The sequence below is a fragment of the Lentzea sp. NPDC004782 genome, from assembly GCF_040609115.1.
Classification (GTDB): Bacteria; Actinomycetota; Actinomycetes; order Mycobacteriales; family Pseudonocardiaceae; genus Lentzea.
In genome coordinates this window covers 1-14,586 of sequence record NZ_JBEXJN010000043.1, presented here as the reverse complement: position 1 = coordinate 14,586, position 14,586 = coordinate 1, and the positions used below count along the sequence as shown (strand labels likewise).

At 69.3% G+C, this 14,586-nt stretch carries 13 protein-coding genes; 4 read left to right on the top strand and 9 right to left on the bottom strand.

Annotation, left to right across the window (positions count from 1 at the left end):
- Positions 1-115: 115 nt before the first annotated feature.
- The 3 genes from ABZV40_RS32450 to ABZV40_RS32440 are packed head-to-tail and all read right to left on the bottom strand — an operon-like array spanning position 116 to position 3,073.
- A complete protein-coding gene (locus ABZV40_RS32450; RefSeq protein ID WP_355450115.1) occupies positions 116-1,111 on the bottom strand; it encodes a hypothetical protein in 996 nt (331 codons plus the stop codon).
- Between the two features lie 43 nt (positions 1,112-1,154).
- On the bottom strand, positions 1,155-2,219 hold the full coding sequence (locus ABZV40_RS32445; protein WP_355450112.1) for a family 2 encapsulin nanocompartment cargo protein terpene cyclase: 1,065 nt from the start codon (positions 2,217-2,219) through the stop codon (positions 1,155-1,157).
- Entirely contained in the window at positions 2,219-3,073 is an 855-nt protein-coding gene (locus ABZV40_RS32440) for a geranyl diphosphate 2-C-methyltransferase (RefSeq protein WP_355450109.1), read from the bottom strand. Before ABZV40_RS32440 ends, ABZV40_RS32445 begins: the two co-directional genes overlap by 1 nt.
- A gap of 377 nt (positions 3,074-3,450) precedes the next feature.
- Here ABZV40_RS32440 and ABZV40_RS32435 point away from each other — a divergent pair, with 377 nt between their 5' ends.
- The gene (locus tag ABZV40_RS32435; protein WP_355450106.1) at positions 3,451-6,294 is read left to right on the top strand and encodes a right-handed parallel beta-helix repeat-containing protein; all 2,844 of its coding nucleotides are present in this window, start codon (positions 3,451-3,453) and stop codon (positions 6,292-6,294) included.
- 54 nt (positions 6,295-6,348) lie between these two features.
- Here the strand turns inward: ABZV40_RS32435 and ABZV40_RS32430 are convergent, their stop codons facing one another.
- The 4 genes from ABZV40_RS32430 to ABZV40_RS32415 are packed head-to-tail and all read right to left on the bottom strand — an operon-like array spanning position 6,349 to position 9,932.
- Positions 6,349-7,128, bottom strand: a complete 780-nt coding sequence (locus tag ABZV40_RS32430; protein ID WP_355450103.1) for an ion transporter — start codon at positions 7,126-7,128, stop codon at positions 6,349-6,351.
- 57 nt (positions 7,129-7,185) lie between these two features.
- A complete protein-coding gene (zapE, locus tag ABZV40_RS32425; protein WP_355450100.1) occupies positions 7,186-8,136 on the bottom strand; it encodes a cell division protein ZapE in 951 nt (316 codons plus the stop codon).
- Between the two features lie 19 nt (positions 8,137-8,155).
- A complete protein-coding gene (locus ABZV40_RS32420) occupies positions 8,156-8,563 on the bottom strand; it encodes an FMN-binding protein (RefSeq protein ID WP_355450097.1) in 408 nt (135 codons plus the stop codon).
- 4 nt (positions 8,564-8,567) lie between these two features.
- Complete coding sequence (locus ABZV40_RS32415; RefSeq protein ID WP_355450094.1) at positions 8,568-9,932, bottom strand: ferredoxin reductase family protein; 1,365 nt, start codon at positions 9,930-9,932, stop codon at positions 8,568-8,570.
- A 90-nt stretch (positions 9,933-10,022) separates the two neighbouring features.
- Between ABZV40_RS32415 and ABZV40_RS32410 the strand changes: the two genes are divergently transcribed.
- The 3 genes from ABZV40_RS32410 (at position 10,023) to ABZV40_RS32400 (ending at position 12,481) form a co-directional block, all read left to right on the top strand.
- Complete coding sequence (locus tag ABZV40_RS32410) at positions 10,023-10,964, top strand: pirin family protein (RefSeq protein ID WP_355450091.1); 942 nt, start codon at positions 10,023-10,025, stop codon at positions 10,962-10,964.
- A gap of 99 nt (positions 10,965-11,063) precedes the next feature.
- On the top strand, positions 11,064-11,465 hold the full coding sequence (locus tag ABZV40_RS32405; RefSeq protein ID WP_355450088.1) for an SsgA family sporulation/cell division regulator: 402 nt from the start codon (positions 11,064-11,066) through the stop codon (positions 11,463-11,465).
- A 38-nt stretch (positions 11,466-11,503) separates the two neighbouring features.
- A complete protein-coding gene (locus tag ABZV40_RS32400) occupies positions 11,504-12,481 on the top strand; it encodes a hypothetical protein (protein WP_355450085.1) in 978 nt (325 codons plus the stop codon).
- On the opposite strand, the gene ABZV40_RS32395 is transcribed toward ABZV40_RS32400, so the two are convergent.
- Both ABZV40_RS32395 and ABZV40_RS32390 read right to left on the bottom strand, forming a co-directional pair.
- Positions 12,478-13,383 (bottom strand): lysyl endopeptidase, encoded by a 906-nt coding sequence (locus tag ABZV40_RS32395; RefSeq protein ID WP_355450082.1) that lies wholly within the window; start codon positions 13,381-13,383, stop codon positions 12,478-12,480. The two genes, ABZV40_RS32400 and ABZV40_RS32395, sit on opposite strands and share 4 nt — an antisense overlap.
- Before the next feature lie 115 nt (positions 13,384-13,498).
- Entirely contained in the window at positions 13,499-14,431 is a 933-nt protein-coding gene (locus tag ABZV40_RS32390) for a glycoside hydrolase family 6 protein (RefSeq protein WP_355450079.1), read from the bottom strand.
- Positions 14,432-14,586 lie beyond the last annotated feature (155 nt).

Below are 14,586 nucleotides of genomic sequence, written 5' to 3'. Positions count from 1 at the left end.
ATGTGCACACACTTTCGGTGCACCCGTCTTCGGGGTCTTTTTCGGGCCCCTTCATCGACCTCAGGTGGATGAAGGCGCCCTTCATCGACAACGCGAAGGCTCGGACTGGGCTTCCTCAGTGGCGCAGCGAGGTCACCGATCCGTCCAGCCGCACGAGCGGCTGCAGCGGCAGATCGACACTCCCGTGAGCGTGAGCTTCCAAGTGCCGCAACATGATCCCCTCGCGCAACGCCCACGGGCACACCCGCAACCGGTCGACCCCGAGCGCGGTCATGGTGGCGTGCGCGACGACCGCTCCGGCCAGGATCTGCCGCGCCCGCGGCTGCGACACGCCCCGCAGCCGGGCCCGTTGCGCCGCCGACATCCGGGCCAGGCGCGGGATCCAGTCGTGGACGTCCTTCAACGTCAACGTCCGCCGCACGAAAGGACCCTCGCGCTGCGGCGGCGCACCGGCCAGCCGGGCGAGCTGCTTGAACGTCTTCGAGGTCGCGACCACGTTGCGCGGCACGCTTTCCCACCGCAACCGGTCGACCACCTCGCTCAGCGTCTCGCGCACGTACCCGCGCAGCTCCTTGACCTCCGAACGCTTCGGCGGGTCGTGCGGCAGCATCGCCCGCGTCAACCGCCCCGCGCCCAACGGAAGGGACAGGGCCAGGTCCGGGTCGGCGTCCCGGCCGAGCGCGATCTCCATCGAGCCGCCGCCGATGTCGAGCAGCAGCAACCGGCCGGCGGACCAGCCGTACCAGCGGTGCGCCGCCAGGTACGTCAGCCTCGCCTCCTGCTCACCGTCGAGGAACTGCGGCCGGATGCCGACGGCCTGCTGGATGCGGCCGACGACGTCGTCGCGGTTCGTGGCATCGCGCACGGCGGAGGTCGCGAACGGGTACAGCTGGTCCACGCCGTGCCGGGTCGCGGCGGTGACCGCGTCCGCCACGGCTCTGACCACCCGCTCGACGCCGTCGTCGCTGAGCGACCCGTCCGGCAGGATCTCCTCCCCGAGCAGGGTCGGTTCCTTCACCGCGTGGGCGGGCAACGGCGGCGCACCCGGCCGCACGTCGACGATCTGCAGCTGCGCGGAGTTCGATCCGATGTCCAGCACACCAAGTCGCATGCCTCGCGCATACCCGCACCCGGCCACGCCAACCGCACGTGGCCTACTGGTAGCGCGGGTGCGTGGTGTGCCATTCGAAGCCGCCGCCCATCCAGACCTTGGTGCCCTTCAGGAACCGGTGCAGCTCCACCGACGGCACGGCCAGCAGCTCCCTGCACCCGGCCTCGAAGTCGCGCACCAGCTGGTTGTGCAGCTCCACCGTCCTCTCCACGGCCTCGGCGATCGGGCACTGCCGGTCGGCCGCGATCTGCAGCACCATGTTGCAGACCGGTTTCTCGTCGGCGGCGTCCTTCTCCACAGACACCAGGTCGTTCACGATCACCGACGCAGTGCCCGCGGCGGTGAGCAGCTGCCGCACGCGCGGGTCGTAGTACAGCGGCGCGGGCAGCTCGTAGCCGCCGACCGCGTCGATCAGAGTCATCGACGTGTAGAAGGTGTCGTGCTGCCGTGTCGCGAGGTACTGCCACGCCGGCGGATAGTTGCCGGTGTGCCGCCACGCCGCGTAGGCGCTCCACGACACGAACATCGCGAACGTCGAGTAGCAGACCCGTTGCACCACAGTGGGTGTGCTGCGCGCCGAAAGGTGCGCGATACCGGACCGCAGGCCCACGAGCACCGGGTCGGCCGCCAGCACCTCCTCCAGTTCCTCGGTGAACTCGGCCGCCGGTGCGACCGGGTCCATCGCGGCCATCGCGAGCGCCAGCCGCGGGGGCAGCTCGGCGGGCACCGCGCCCAGCTCGGTGCTGTCGGCGTACAGGTCGTCCGCCGCCCACCAGGCCGCGTTGAGCCGTGCCGCGATCAGCAGCTGCTCGACGTCGTCGGTGTCCACGTGGGTCAGCACCGCGAGCCGTCCGAACTGGCCGCCCAGGAATCGTTCCGGCGCCTCGAAACCGCAGTCCTGCGCCCACGCGACGAGCCGCGCGTCCACGGCCGCGGCCAGCAGGGCGTCCTCGCGTTCGAGGACCGGCACGTACAGCGGCGGCGCCGTGCCGTCACCCCACGGGCGTTCCGCGTAACCGGGTTCCGGCGGCAGCCCGACGGCCTCGGGCCGCCCGAGCCGGGCAGCGGAGGTGCCCAGCCCGGACGGCCCGTTCAGCAGATCCCTCATCACACCCGGTCCGCCGCGATCAGCAGGTAGTGGAAGCTGCCTTCCCCGTAGGCGGTGAGGAACGGGTCCTCGATGCCGGTCGCGACCGACGACTTCGCCCGCAGCTCCCAGTACGGAATGGTCTCGGACGTCAGGTCGACCACGCTGATCGGCACGAAACCGTTGTCCGCCAACGCCTTGAAGTACTCGCTGCGGGCGTGGACGTTGCAGATGTAGTGCTGGTCGATCTGGCTGACCGCCCGCGAACGCCCGCCGGTCAGGTCGTTGTAGCAGCCGGTGATGCAGACGTACCGGCCACCGGGCGCGATCAGCCGCGCGAACTCGCCGTACAGCTGCTGCAGGTCCACGTACATCGTGGTCTCGTTGGTCCAGATGCCGTTGAACGCACCGGTCTCGAAGCCGGTGTCGAGCATGTTCTTGAAGTGGAACCGCACCTGGTCGGAGACACCGCGTTCGACGGCCTGGTCGTTCGCGAACGCCACCTGCTGCTCGGAGATGCTGACGCCGTCGACCTGGCAGCCGAACCGGGCGTTGGCCATGAAGCTCGTGCCACCGCGGCCGGAGCCGCCGTCCATCAGCCTGCCGCCGAGCGGGATGTCGCCGAACTGGTCGAGCAGCACCTCGGCCTGCGCGGTCTCCAGCCTGTGCATCTCGGCGATGATGGCCTCGTCGCGGACCTCGGCGGGAGCCTCCAGCACCGCCGGGTCGTACGCCCCCAGCCCGTAGTGGTGGTGGTACAGGCCGTCGACCTCGCCGAGCTTGATGTTGACCGGGTCCTTCTCCCTGTTCCAGTAGTCCGCGACGGAACGCTGGTAGTCGGTGCGCAGAACCGGCTTCACAGTGGGGCTCGCCATGACCAGTGGTGCTCCTGTTCGTTGGAACGCTCGCTGCCGAACAGCAACTGACATTTGCAGCTTTCGGCCTACTCGGCGATCCGCCGTTCAGGGATTGGTTCGGCCACGAATGGGTCGTCGGACGACGCACCGCGGTGGGCATCTTCACGCGCGCAACCCCTGCGACATCCCCACTTCCGTGGATTTCGTACGTCCGTCCGGATGACGAGGAGGACAAGATTCCACGTCGGCCGGACAGATGCCCCGGGATGCCGGCCTCCGGAGAAGTGTCATTGAAAAGCATTTCAGGATCACCTATTTCAGGAATGTGAATATTTGACACCGGTGCGGCCATCGATTACAAAGAAAAGACCCCGCCCTGCCGAAGAGGGTTTTCGATGACGCCAACCTGCCTACCCCTGCTGAGCCTGCTCTTAATCGGTTCACTCGCCGCACCCGTCACCACGGCGACGACCGCACCCGCATTGACCGGCCTGGACGTCTCGTCAGGCAATCGACGTTCCCCCATTTCCGGCCTCTACGACTGGTCGAAGGCGGGTTATCGGGGCAATGGCGTGCTGCCGGGAAACAATGACGTCAACCCGGACGCGACCTGTCAGATCACCGCTGCCGAACTCGCCTCCCGGTTCAACGTCCACCCGAATGACTCGGCCGACGACACGGCCGGGCTGCAGGCCGCCATCGACGCCATCCGCACCCGGTGCTCGCCGACCGCGGGCTATTCCAGGCTGAGCCTCATCACGCTGCCGGCCGGTGAGCTGAAGGTGTCCGGGGAGCTGCACGTCGACGCCGACTACCTGATCATCAGGGGTGCCGGCGCGACCGCGACGAAGATCGTCTACACGCCCGACGCCGACACCCGCTACGACGCCCTCACCCCGGACGGTTCCGACTGGGACGAGGACGGCATGACCTACGGGCAGGGCAAGGGCGGCTGGCTGTGGCCCGGCCGCGGCCTGTTCCGGGTCCAGTCGCGCGGCGTGCACTCCAGCTACGCGAGCGACTACGCGTCCGCTCCCGCCAACCGCAAGGACATCTTCGAGGGCACGGTCAACGTGCACTGGAAGGCGGGCGCGAAGGTCAAGACGGCCGCGAAAGCCGGTGACCGGACCATCCAGGTGCAGTCCACGACCAACATCAAGCCGGGGACGTTCGTCAACGTCCGCGCCGCGAACTCGGTCAAGTTCTACGAGCAGCAGTTCGCCACGGGCACCGAGTGGCCGTTGCTGAACATGCACATGCGGCAGCAGATCTTCACCGTCGCCGCGGTCTCGGGCACGACGGTCACGCTCGACAAACCGCTGGAGTTCGACGTCCCCGTCAACTCCACCTCGGACGGTTCACCGGCGATGGACGGGGCGACCTACGACTCCAAGGTGTCGCCGCTGGTGGACCCGGTCGTCGGCGTGGGCTTCGAGAACTTCGGCTTCACGCAGGCGATGCCGAACCTCGACCCCGCCGAGGCCGTCGACAACTACGGCAACATGGCGCCCGACGCGGAGATGCACGGCATCGTCTTCAAGTGGGCGGCCAACTCCTGGGTGCGGGGCATCCGCGCGGAGATGACCGGGTCGCACCCGATCGTCACCGAGGAGGCCAAGAACCTGCAGATCGTCGACAACTACCTCGACGGTTCGTGGAACAAGGGCAAGGGCGGCAACGGCTATTTCCGCGGCTCACGCGTGTGGGACTCGCTGTACGCCGGCAACACCTCGCGCAACCTGCGGCACTTCACCTTCCAGTGGTCCGCGTCGGGCAACGTCGTGGTGGGCAACGACTTCGACTCCGACCTGAACCTGCACGGCGGCTGGGAGCGCAACAACCTCTTCGAGAACAACACGGTGCACGTCTCCTACGCGCACCGCTCCGGCAACTGCCGCGCGAACTGCGGTGAGGAGGGCGGGGGCGGGCCCGACGACTCGAACTGGTTCCCGATCTGGTGGGCGGCGGGCCAGAAGGCGATCAAGTGGTCGGGTGCCTCCGGGCCGCGCAACGTCTTCTTCCACAACGACATGACGAAGCAGCTCGCCACAGACGGCCCGTACCAGCCGTACTACGACGACCGGCAGCGGATCTACCAGTTCGGCTGGAACGGCACCGCCTACCGGCACCTCGACGTCGGCGGCACGCCCATCGCGGACTGGGCGGGGAACGAGCAACGCGACTACACCGGCGGCCACGGCGTGGACGCCACCAGGACCGACTCGGCGAAGTCGTTGTTCCTCAAGAACATCCCGGCCGGACTCGGCACGGAGGTGCCGGTGTCCACTTCGGACCAGCTGAGGACCGCGCTGGCCAACGCGAGGCCAGGTGACACCATCCAGCTCGCGTCCGGCACCTACCGCGGTTCGTTCATCACGCAGAAGGCCGGCACCTCCAGCAGCCCGATCACGCTGACCGGGCCGTCGACCGCGGTGCTGATCAACGACGGGCCGTCCGGCGAACCACCGACCTGCCCGGTGCCGACCGCGGGCTGGGACCCCGGCTACGGCCTGTGGCTGTACAACGCGCCGTACTGGAACATCAAGGGGATCACCGTCGCGGAGTCCAAGAAGGGCATCGTCCTCGACAACTCCCACCACGTCACCATCGACGGCGTGACCGTGCGCAAGATCGACGAGGAAGGCGTGCACTTCCGGCGCTCCTCCGCCGACGGCGTGCTGAAGAACTCGACGATCACCGACACCGGCGTCGTCACGAGGGACTACGGCGAGGGCGTCTACCTGGGGTCCGCGAACTCCAACTGGACGTGCCACGGCAACACCGGCGGCGTCGACCGGTCCGACCGCGTCCAGGTGCTCGCCAACAGGATCGGCCCGAACGTCGCCGCCGAGCACATCGACGTCAAGGAAGGCACGCAGGGCGGTGTCATCCGCGGCAACACGTTCAACGGCACCGGGATCAGCGGTGCGAACTCCGCGGACTCGTGGGTCGACGTGAAGGGCACCGGCTACCTGATCGAGGGCAACACCGGCACGTTCGCCTCACCCGGCACGTTCAAGAACGGCTACGAGACGCACAACCCCAGCACCACGCCGTCGTTCGACAACGGCTGCGGCAACACCTGGCGCGACAACACCTCCGACCTCGGCGGCGTCGGCGAGTACGCCATCTACATCACGTCGGTGTCGAAGTGCACGGCCAAACCGAACGTCGTCCACGCCTCCAACACGGTCACCCGTGCGCAGAAGGGCCTGACGAACGTCCCGGTCACCCCGTGACCACGGGGTTGCAGGGGTCCCGATCGGTGCACGGCGGCGTCGCCGGTCGGGACCTCACGCGACCTGGCGCAGCGCGCGCACCTCGTCCCGCAACGCGCGAACCTCCTGCAGCAGCAGGTCGTCGTGCGTCGCGGCGCGCGGCGCCGGCACCGGCTGCACGTCCTGCTCCATCGCGCTGCACACGACGGCGATGAACAGGTTGAGCATGGTGAACGTGCCGACCATCAGGTAGCAGAGGAAGAAGATCCACGCGAGCGGCTGGTGCACCATCAGGTCGCGCATCACGTCCGACCACCCGTCGCCGGTCGTGATCTGGAACAGCGTCAGCAACGTCGAGCCCAGGTCGGCGAACCGCGGGTCGCCGGAGTCGCCGAACAGGTTGCTCGCGATCACCCCGCCGACGTAGAGCAGCAACGTCAGCAGCCCGGTGAGCGAGATCAGTCCCGGCACGGACTTCACCAGCGCCGTCACCACCCTGCGCATGCTCGGCACCATCGCCACGAGCCGCAGCGCCCGCAGGATCCGCATGGACCGCAGCACCGACAGCGGACCGGCCGCCGGCAGCAGGGCCACCGCGACGATGACGAAGTCGAAGACGTTCCACGGGTCGCGGAAGAACCGCCGGCCGAACGCGTACAGCCGGGCGGCCAGCTCGGCGACGAAGATCGCGAGCGCGAGGTGGTCGACGGCGCTGAGCAGATCACCGTTCCGCGCGACCATCGACGCCGACGTCTCGGCTCCCAGCGTGATCGCGTTGACGACGATCACGCAGATGATCATCCACTGGAACCGCGTGCTCTCGACGGCCTCACCGATGCGGACGCGCAACGTCATGCCTCACTCCTCGCCGGGGGGACAAGGGCACTATCGGCCGGCCGCGCGCCGGGCTGATCACCCGGACGAGTTGATCAGCTCCAGGCGGCTGGCGGTGCGGGCGAGGTCGAGCGCCTGGCCACCGACGATCTCGCGCAGCGGGTGCTCGCTCACGAGGGTCAGCCGGACGTCGCGGTCGACCAGCACGTCCACCACGTTCGCGAACCGTTGCTGCGCCTCGCGATCGCAGGTCTCCAGCCGCGGCACCGCCGTGATCACCCAGTCGTCGTGGCGCTCGGCGAGCACGAGGTAGTCCGGTGTGGACGTCGGCTTCTCGCACAGGTCGCCGAAGTCGAACCAGATGCGGTCGTCGATCCCGAGCGCGGTGAGATCGCGGCCGTTCACGCTGAGCGTGACCGGTGCCGCCGGTGGTTCGGCGTGGGTGACGATCGCACCGGTCTCGAAGCGGGAGCGCGGACGGCCGCGCAGGTGCCGGTAGTCGTTGGGGCCGTTGAGCTCCACGGTGTCCATCAGCTCCTTGACCAGCGCGATGCCGGGCAGGAAGTGGTCGTGGTGGAGCGGGTTGGGCAGCAGGCCGTCCGGTGGGTAGTTGGACGTGGCGACGATCATCACGCCGCGCGCCTTCAGCGTTTCCAGCAGGCGGGTCATCAGCATCGCGTCGCCGACGTCGTGCAGGTGGAACTCGTCGAACGCCAGCACGTCACAACGGCCGATCAGCTCGTCGACGGCCTTCTTCACCGCGCCGCGTTCGTGCAACCGTGACGAGATGCGCGCGTGCAGCTCGTGGAAGAAGGAGTGGAAGTGCACGCGCCGTTTCCTGCGCACCGGCAGCACGTCGAAGAACACGTCCGCGAGGAAGCTCTTGCCCCGGCCGACCGGGCCGTGCAGGTAGACGCCCCGGCGCCGCTCCCCCAGCTCGGCCAGCCGGTCGATCGCCCGCAGCTGCCCGGCGTCCAGGTCGTATCCGCTGCTCGACACGCGGGTGAGCAGACTGGCGCGAAGATCCATCCGCGCCAGTCTACGAAGATCACTTGCCCGCCTGGTCCAATGCGGCCTGCAGGGACCGGAGATATCCCTCACTCGTCACGGTGGCGCCGCTGACGGTGTCGATGTCGGCGCTCTGCGCGTCCAGCGTCTCCCGCACCAGGATCGGCAGTGCGCGGTCGTTGATCTGCTGGTCCCTGCGGTTGCCGTCCGGATACCGCGGCACGGTCACCGCGGTGATCTTCCCGCTGTCCAGGGTGATCTCGACCTGCACCGGCCCCCAGCGCGTGTCCACCGCCGGCCCGGTCACCTTTCCGGAACCGCTCGACGGGGCCCTGGTCGGCTGAGCGGTGGTGGCGGTGGTCATCGGGCCGGACAACGACGTGCGGTACCCGAACAGCAGCACCAGCGCGGTCGCCGTGCCCGCCAGCCACACGAGAATGCGCTTCACCGGGTCACCACCTGAACTCCTCGACGTGGATCCGTTCGGCCGGCACGCCCGCCGCGGTCGCGGCACGGCGCACCGACTCCGCCCACGGCGACGGCCCGCAGACGTAGACGTCGCGCTCGGCGATGTCGGGCACCAGGTGGCGCAGCGCGGTCACGTCGTCCACCGGCACGCCTTCGCCCAGCCACGAGGCGGACGAGCGGCGTCGACCGGGCAGGTCGACGACGCGCAGGCCGCGTTGCCGGGCCAGCACTCCGAGTTCGGCGGCGAACAGCGGGCGGGTGGTGAAGCGGTGCAGCAGCACCGCCTCGCCGGGCGCGTAGTCGAGCCCTTCCGCGAGTGCGCGCAGCGGCGTCACGCCCACCCCGGCCCCGATCAACGCGATCCCGCGCCGGGTGCGTGCCTGGTCGGTGAGGCGGCCGAACGGGCCCTCGAACAGCACCGGGGTGCCGGCGCGCAACCCGCGCACGGCGGCGCTGCCGTCGCCGAGCGTCTTCACGGTGATCCGCAGGCCGCGGCCGTCGGGCGCGGCGGACAGCGAGTACGGGTTGCCGCGGGTCCAGCCGGGCCGGCCCAGGAACCGCCAGCCGAAGAACTGCCCCGCCCGCACCGGCAGCCGGTCGAGGTGCCGCCCGGTCAGGTAGACCGAGACGACGCCGTCGCCCTCCGGCACCACCGAGGCGACCCGCAGCCGGTGCCGGGCGTTGCGCCACAACGGCAGCCCGATCCGCCACACCAGGACCGCCACCGCCGCGGCCGCCCACAGGCTCCACCAGTAGACGGTGGCGGCGGGTGAGGCGAGGAACTCCTGGCCGGTCCACAGCTGGTGCGGCAGCGCGAGCCCGACGCCGAGGTAGCCGTAGAGGTGCAGCAGGTGCCACGACTCGTACCGCAGTCGCGCGCGTGCGGCCCTGACACTGGTGACGACGGTGAGGATGAGACACGCGGTGCCGGCGAGCGCGAGCAGCATCGCCGGGTAGTCGGTGACGAGGTCCCAGAACTCGGCGGGCGTCGCGGTGAGGTCGCCCGCCGCGTAGCCCCACGTGATCAGCACCAGGTGGGCGAGCACGAGGTTGAACGACGTGAAGCCGACCACCCGGTGCACGGCGACCAGGCGGTCCTGCCCGAACGCCCGTTCCAGCACCGGCAGCCGTGCCATCAGCAGGACCTGGACGAGCAGCAGGTCGGCCCCCACCAGGCCGGTGAGCCGGCCGAGCGAGTCCAGCGCCGTCTCCGCGCCGCCCAGGCCGGTGATCCCGCCACCGGCCGCCCACCAGTACGTGACCAGCAGCAGCCCGGCCCACATCGCCACCGCGGCACCCAACCGCAGTCCGGCGCCGGAAGGTTGTCTTCGCACCACCGGTGCGGTCATGGCCAACACGGTCCCCATCCTCGGCAGCCAGGCTGAAGACAACGCAAGAGTCAGCTGTGAGTCAGCTGAAGCGCGCTTACGATCACCGGCGTGAGCAACGTCGAGGCCGAGCCCGCAGAGGTGACCTGCACGTCCGCGCCGGGAACCGTGGAGGTCCTGCAACCGCGGGACGTCCCGCTCGGCGGTCCGCGCGCGATGTCGGTGCGCCGGACGTTGCCGCAGAAGCAACGGTCGTTCATCGGCGCGTGGTGCTTCTGCGACCACTACGGCCCGGACAACGTGCGCATGGACGTCGCCCCGCACCCACACACGGGGTTGCAGACGGTCAGTTGGCTGTTCACCGGAGAGATCGAGCACCGCGACAGCCACGGCGTGCACGCGTACGTGCGGCCGGGCGAGCTGAACCTGATGACAGGCGGCCGCGGCATCGCGCACTCCGAGGTGTCAACCGCGTCGTCCACCGTCCTGCACGGCGTGCAGCTGTGGCTCGCGCTGCCCGACGCCCACCGAGACGCCCCGCGCGACTTCCAGCACCACGTCCCGCCGACCGTCCACGTCGACGGCGCGGAGGTCCGCGTCTTCCTCGGCTCGCTGGCCGGCTCGACCTCTCCTGTGACGACGTTCACTCCCCTGCTCGGCGCCGAGCTCGTGCTGCCCGCAGGGGCAACCGTCGAGCTCTCCGTCCGCCCCGACTTCGAACACGGAGTCCTGCTCGACACCGGCGACGTGACACTCCAGGAAACCGCTCTCACACCCGGCGCACTGGGTTACGCGGGCACCGGCCGCACCACGTTGACGCTCTCAACCCGCGACGGCGCAAGGGTTGTGCTGCTCGGCGGCGTGCCGTTCGGCGAAGAGATCGTCATGTGGTGGAACTTCGTAGGACGCACCCACGACGAGATCGTCGCCTATCGAGACGAATGGCAGGCGGAGACCGACAGGTTCGGCCGAGTGGAGGGCTACGACGGCGTCCGGCTGCCCGCGCCACCCCTTCCCGGTGGCCGTCTGCGTCCGCGCGGCAACCCGGCGTGACTGTTGTCAAAAGTCATACTCCAGGACTGTTGAAAATCACGTTCCGATCGCTTTTCCTGAGCGAGGCATCCACGGAGGTTGCCACGCGTCTAAGGGGGCATGACGAACGTGACACGAGTGGGCGCCGAGTCCGTCTTCGCCTTCATCGCCCCGTCCGGGCGCCCCATGCCGGTCGAGGTCGAGCTCGGCTACCGCGCCGACGACCCGCACGCCGTGAGCATGACGTTCCGCATGGGACGCCAGGAGACGGTGTGGCTGGTCAGCCGCGACCTGCTCGCCGACGGCCTGCTCACCACCAGCGGCGCCGGTGACGTGCGGCTGCGTCCGCACAACTCCACGACCGCCGTTCTCGAACTGCAGTCCGACGTCTCGCGCGCGGTCTTCCACGTGCGCTCGTCCGAGCTGCAGGAGTTCCTCAACTCCACCTACGACGTGGTCGCTCCCGGACACGAGAACGACTACGTCGACTTCGACGCCGAACTGCGCAAGCTGCTCGACTGATCACGAAACTCGCGTGACACGGCCGTGACACTGGTCGTGTGCGAGAGATTCACCGCGCGCAGGTCCAGGTGGCCGACGCGAAGTCGTTGATCTGGGCGGGCGGGGAGCTGGTCGACGTCTCCGCCGGCTGGCGCCCGATCCCCTTGGACGGCTCGACGGCGCCGAGCAGGTTCGGCCCGTACGGTCCCCAGTTCGACGCCGCGACGATCTCACCGCTCGGCGACGTCGCCGTGCTGATGGCGACCGCGGGCACGAAGGCTCTCGTCCTCGGACCGGACGGCACCGTCCGGCGCGAGATCAACCGCAGCTACTACCACGCTGAGGCGTACCGGTATCCGCTGACGCTCTGCACGATGGAAGACGGCCGTACCGGGCTGGTTCACTGCCCGTCCGGGTACAACCGGCTCGACGTCGAGGACGCGCTCACCGGACAGCTGCTGACCACCGGTGAAAGCCCTGAACAGGCTGACATCTTCCACTCGCGGCTGATGGTGCCGGCGAGCGGCCGCTATCTCCTGAGTGCCGGGTGGGTGTGGCACCCGTGGGACGTCGTCGTGGTCTACGACCTGCAAGAGGCGTTGACCGATCGGTCGGTCCTGGACTCCTGGCGCGGCTCGTTCGACCTGACGGACCTCTCGTCCACCGAGGTGAGCGGCGCGTGTTTCGCCGGCGACGACCTGGTGGTGAGCACCTCGTCCGAGGACGAGGACGAGGAGCTGATGCGGCTGTCGCTGGCCGACGGCGGCTTCCGCTGGCGCAGGCAGCTCGACCGCACGGCCGGTGACCTCCTGCCGATCGCCGGCGACATCCTGTCCGTGCACGAGTTCCCGCGCCTCTACTCAGGTGAGGACGGCGAACTGCTCGCGGAGTGGCCCGACCTGGCCACCGGCAGGTCGGGCACCTCCATCGTGTGGGACAAGACCTTCTCAGGCCCGGCCAGGGTCGCCGTCGACGAGGCGGGCCGGAGGTTCGCCGTCACCGACGGCGAGCGGGTGACGGTCATCCACCTCGGTTAGCTGACGCCGTTGCGGATCGCGCGCGCATACGCGGCCGCGGTCCCCTGCGCCGAGCACGCCTTCATGTCGTCGTACAGCCACATGAAGCCGCCGACGATGCCGGCCGAGCTGTGCCACGACCTCATCCTGCTCTCGACGGTGGCCGGCGAGTCGCCGGCCGAGCAGCCTGAACCGTGCCTGCTCCACAGGCCGGGGTCCACCTTCAGGCCGAGCGCCTGGTTCCAGCCGGCCGGGTCGTTGCCCGAGCCGCCCGCGTAGCCCTGCAGGTACACGCGGTCGACCACGGCGCTGCCGAGGTTGTTCTTCAGGCTCGCCCAGAACGACTGGTTGGTGTACGGGGCGAACGTGAACTTCGCGTACCCGAGCCCGACGGCCATGCGTGCGAACGCCGCGGTCGGCGCGACCTGGTAGAACGACTCGTCGTCGTTGTTGATCGCGTCGGCGCCGGTGGCGGTCTTCAGCGCCTGGAAGTTGCGGTGCAGGATGCTGGACGAGCCGGTGCCCTGGGAGTTGACCAGTGCGGCGATGTTCTCCCAGTCCGGCACCGCCCAGGCGCCGATCGACACCTCGATCCGGTTGACCGACGTGGGTGCCTGCTTGAGCGTCCGCAGCCGTGCGGGCCAGCCGGCGTCGCCGACGTAGCGGCCGTTCTGCACGATCAGGACGTCGTTGTAGTAGAGGTCGCCGTTGGGGTGGACGTGGATGCTCCAGAGGATCACGGTGGTGAACCCGGAGGCGCGCAGGGTGTTCATCACCGCCTGGCCGTCGGCGTAGAACGGGCCACCGCCGTAGACCGCCGACCGCGGCGACTGCTGCGCCGCGGCCGGGGCGGGGTCGAGTGCCGTCAGGCCGCACAGGGCCAGCACGGCTGCGAGGAGAGCGGGAAGCAGGGGCCGCCTCATCACGAATGTCCCTTCGTCAGGCGGCGGCCTGCTTCCTCACCATAGCGCCGTGATCAAGCCCTCCGGCGCGTCGTGCCGGGTGCTCGATGAAGGCGTGTCTTTGGACGGGGGCGCTTCAGTAGCCGTAGACGAGGTCGTAGGCGAGCTGCGGGTCGAACTTGCCCGCCTCGGTGTTCGGCGCCTTGCCGCACTTGCCGTCGGAGTCGCCGGGCACCTTGACCCACAGCAGCATCTCCGCGCCACCACCGGTGCGGGCCGGGGTGCCGAGCTTGCGGCCGCCGGGGTTGCACCACTCACCGTTGTGGCCGTTGCCGTTGCGGCTGGTGTCGATCACGAACGGCTTGGTGAAGCCCGCGAAGCTCGCGTTCACGTTGTCGCCGTAGGTCGTCGAGGCGGTCGTGGTGTGGTAGTTCGACACGTTCAGCGAGAAGCCGCGGACGTTGCGCACGCCGGCGTTGTCCAGGCGGGTCGCCATGGTGTTCGCGGGGATCCACTGCGCGTTGCCCGCGTCGAGGTAGGCCCACGTGTTGGGCGCCTTGGCCTTGAGCTGCTCGGTGGCGTACCGGATCATCGCGGTGCGTTCGGCGATCTTGGCGTCGTCGAGGCAGTTGAAGTCCGCCAGCGAGTCCGGTTCGACGATCACGACGGCCGGACGCGTGCCGATGCCCTCGGCGAACTTCGAGATCCACGCCCGGTAGGCCTCCGGGGTGCCCGCGCCACCGCCGGAGTGGCCGCCGCACGCGTCGCGGCCGGGGATGTTGTAGGCCACCAGGACCGGCAGCTTGGAGCCGGTCTTGCCCACGTAGCCGCTCACGGACGCCTTGATGTCGCCGCTCCAGTTGCCGAACCAGCGGGCCATCGGCTTGGAGGAGATGCTCGCCTTGATCGCGGGCTGACGGCCGTCGGTCGCGTGGTCGCGCACCCACACGGCGGGGTTGGAGTCCGGGTCGACGTAGAAGCCGTCGGTCAGGCTGAGAGGACTGGCGGCGTGGGCGGCCGGGGCGGCCGCCACGACGGCCAGCAGGGCCAGCGCGAGTGCTCTGATCATGGCTCTGAGGGTGGCCCGGTGTGCCTAAGGGGCGGTAAGTCCGGGCCGAACCGCACAGTCAACCGAGGTGGATGAAGGGCGCCTTCATCCACCTCAGGTGGATGAAGGCGCCCTTCATCGACCACGACGAGCGCTCGGAGTCGCGGCGCTACGGC

Coding starts and splice junctions, on each gene's coding strand:
- ABZV40_RS32440 (WP_355450109.1), bottom strand. CDS start 3,073: ATGGCGAGCCCCACTGTGAAGCCGGTTCTGCGCACCGACTACCAGCGT.
- ABZV40_RS32395 (WP_355450082.1), bottom strand. CDS start 13,383: ATGAGGCGGCCCCTGCTTCCCGCTCTCCTCGCAGCCGTGCTGGCCCTG.
- ABZV40_RS32405 (WP_355450088.1), top strand. CDS start 11,064: ATGACGAACGTGACACGAGTGGGCGCCGAGTCCGTCTTCGCCTTCATC.
- ABZV40_RS32390 (WP_355450079.1), bottom strand. CDS start 14,431: ATGATCAGAGCACTCGCGCTGGCCCTGCTGGCCGTCGTGGCGGCCGCC.
- ABZV40_RS32430 (WP_355450103.1), bottom strand. CDS start 7,128: ATGACGTTGCGCGTCCGCATCGGTGAGGCCGTCGAGAGCACGCGGTTC.
- ABZV40_RS32450 (WP_355450115.1), bottom strand. CDS start 1,111: ATGCGACTTGGTGTGCTGGACATCGGATCGAACTCCGCGCAGCTGCAG.
- ABZV40_RS32415 (WP_355450094.1), bottom strand. CDS start 9,932: ATGACCGCACCGGTGGTGCGAAGACAACCTTCCGGCGCCGGACTGCGG.
- ABZV40_RS32445 (WP_355450112.1), bottom strand. CDS start 2,219: ATGAGGGATCTGCTGAACGGGCCGTCCGGGCTGGGCACCTCCGCTGCC.
- zapE (WP_355450100.1), bottom strand. CDS start 8,136: ATGGATCTTCGCGCCAGTCTGCTCACCCGCGTGTCGAGCAGCGGATAC.
- ABZV40_RS32435 (WP_355450106.1), top strand. CDS start 3,451: ATGACGCCAACCTGCCTACCCCTGCTGAGCCTGCTCTTAATCGGTTCA.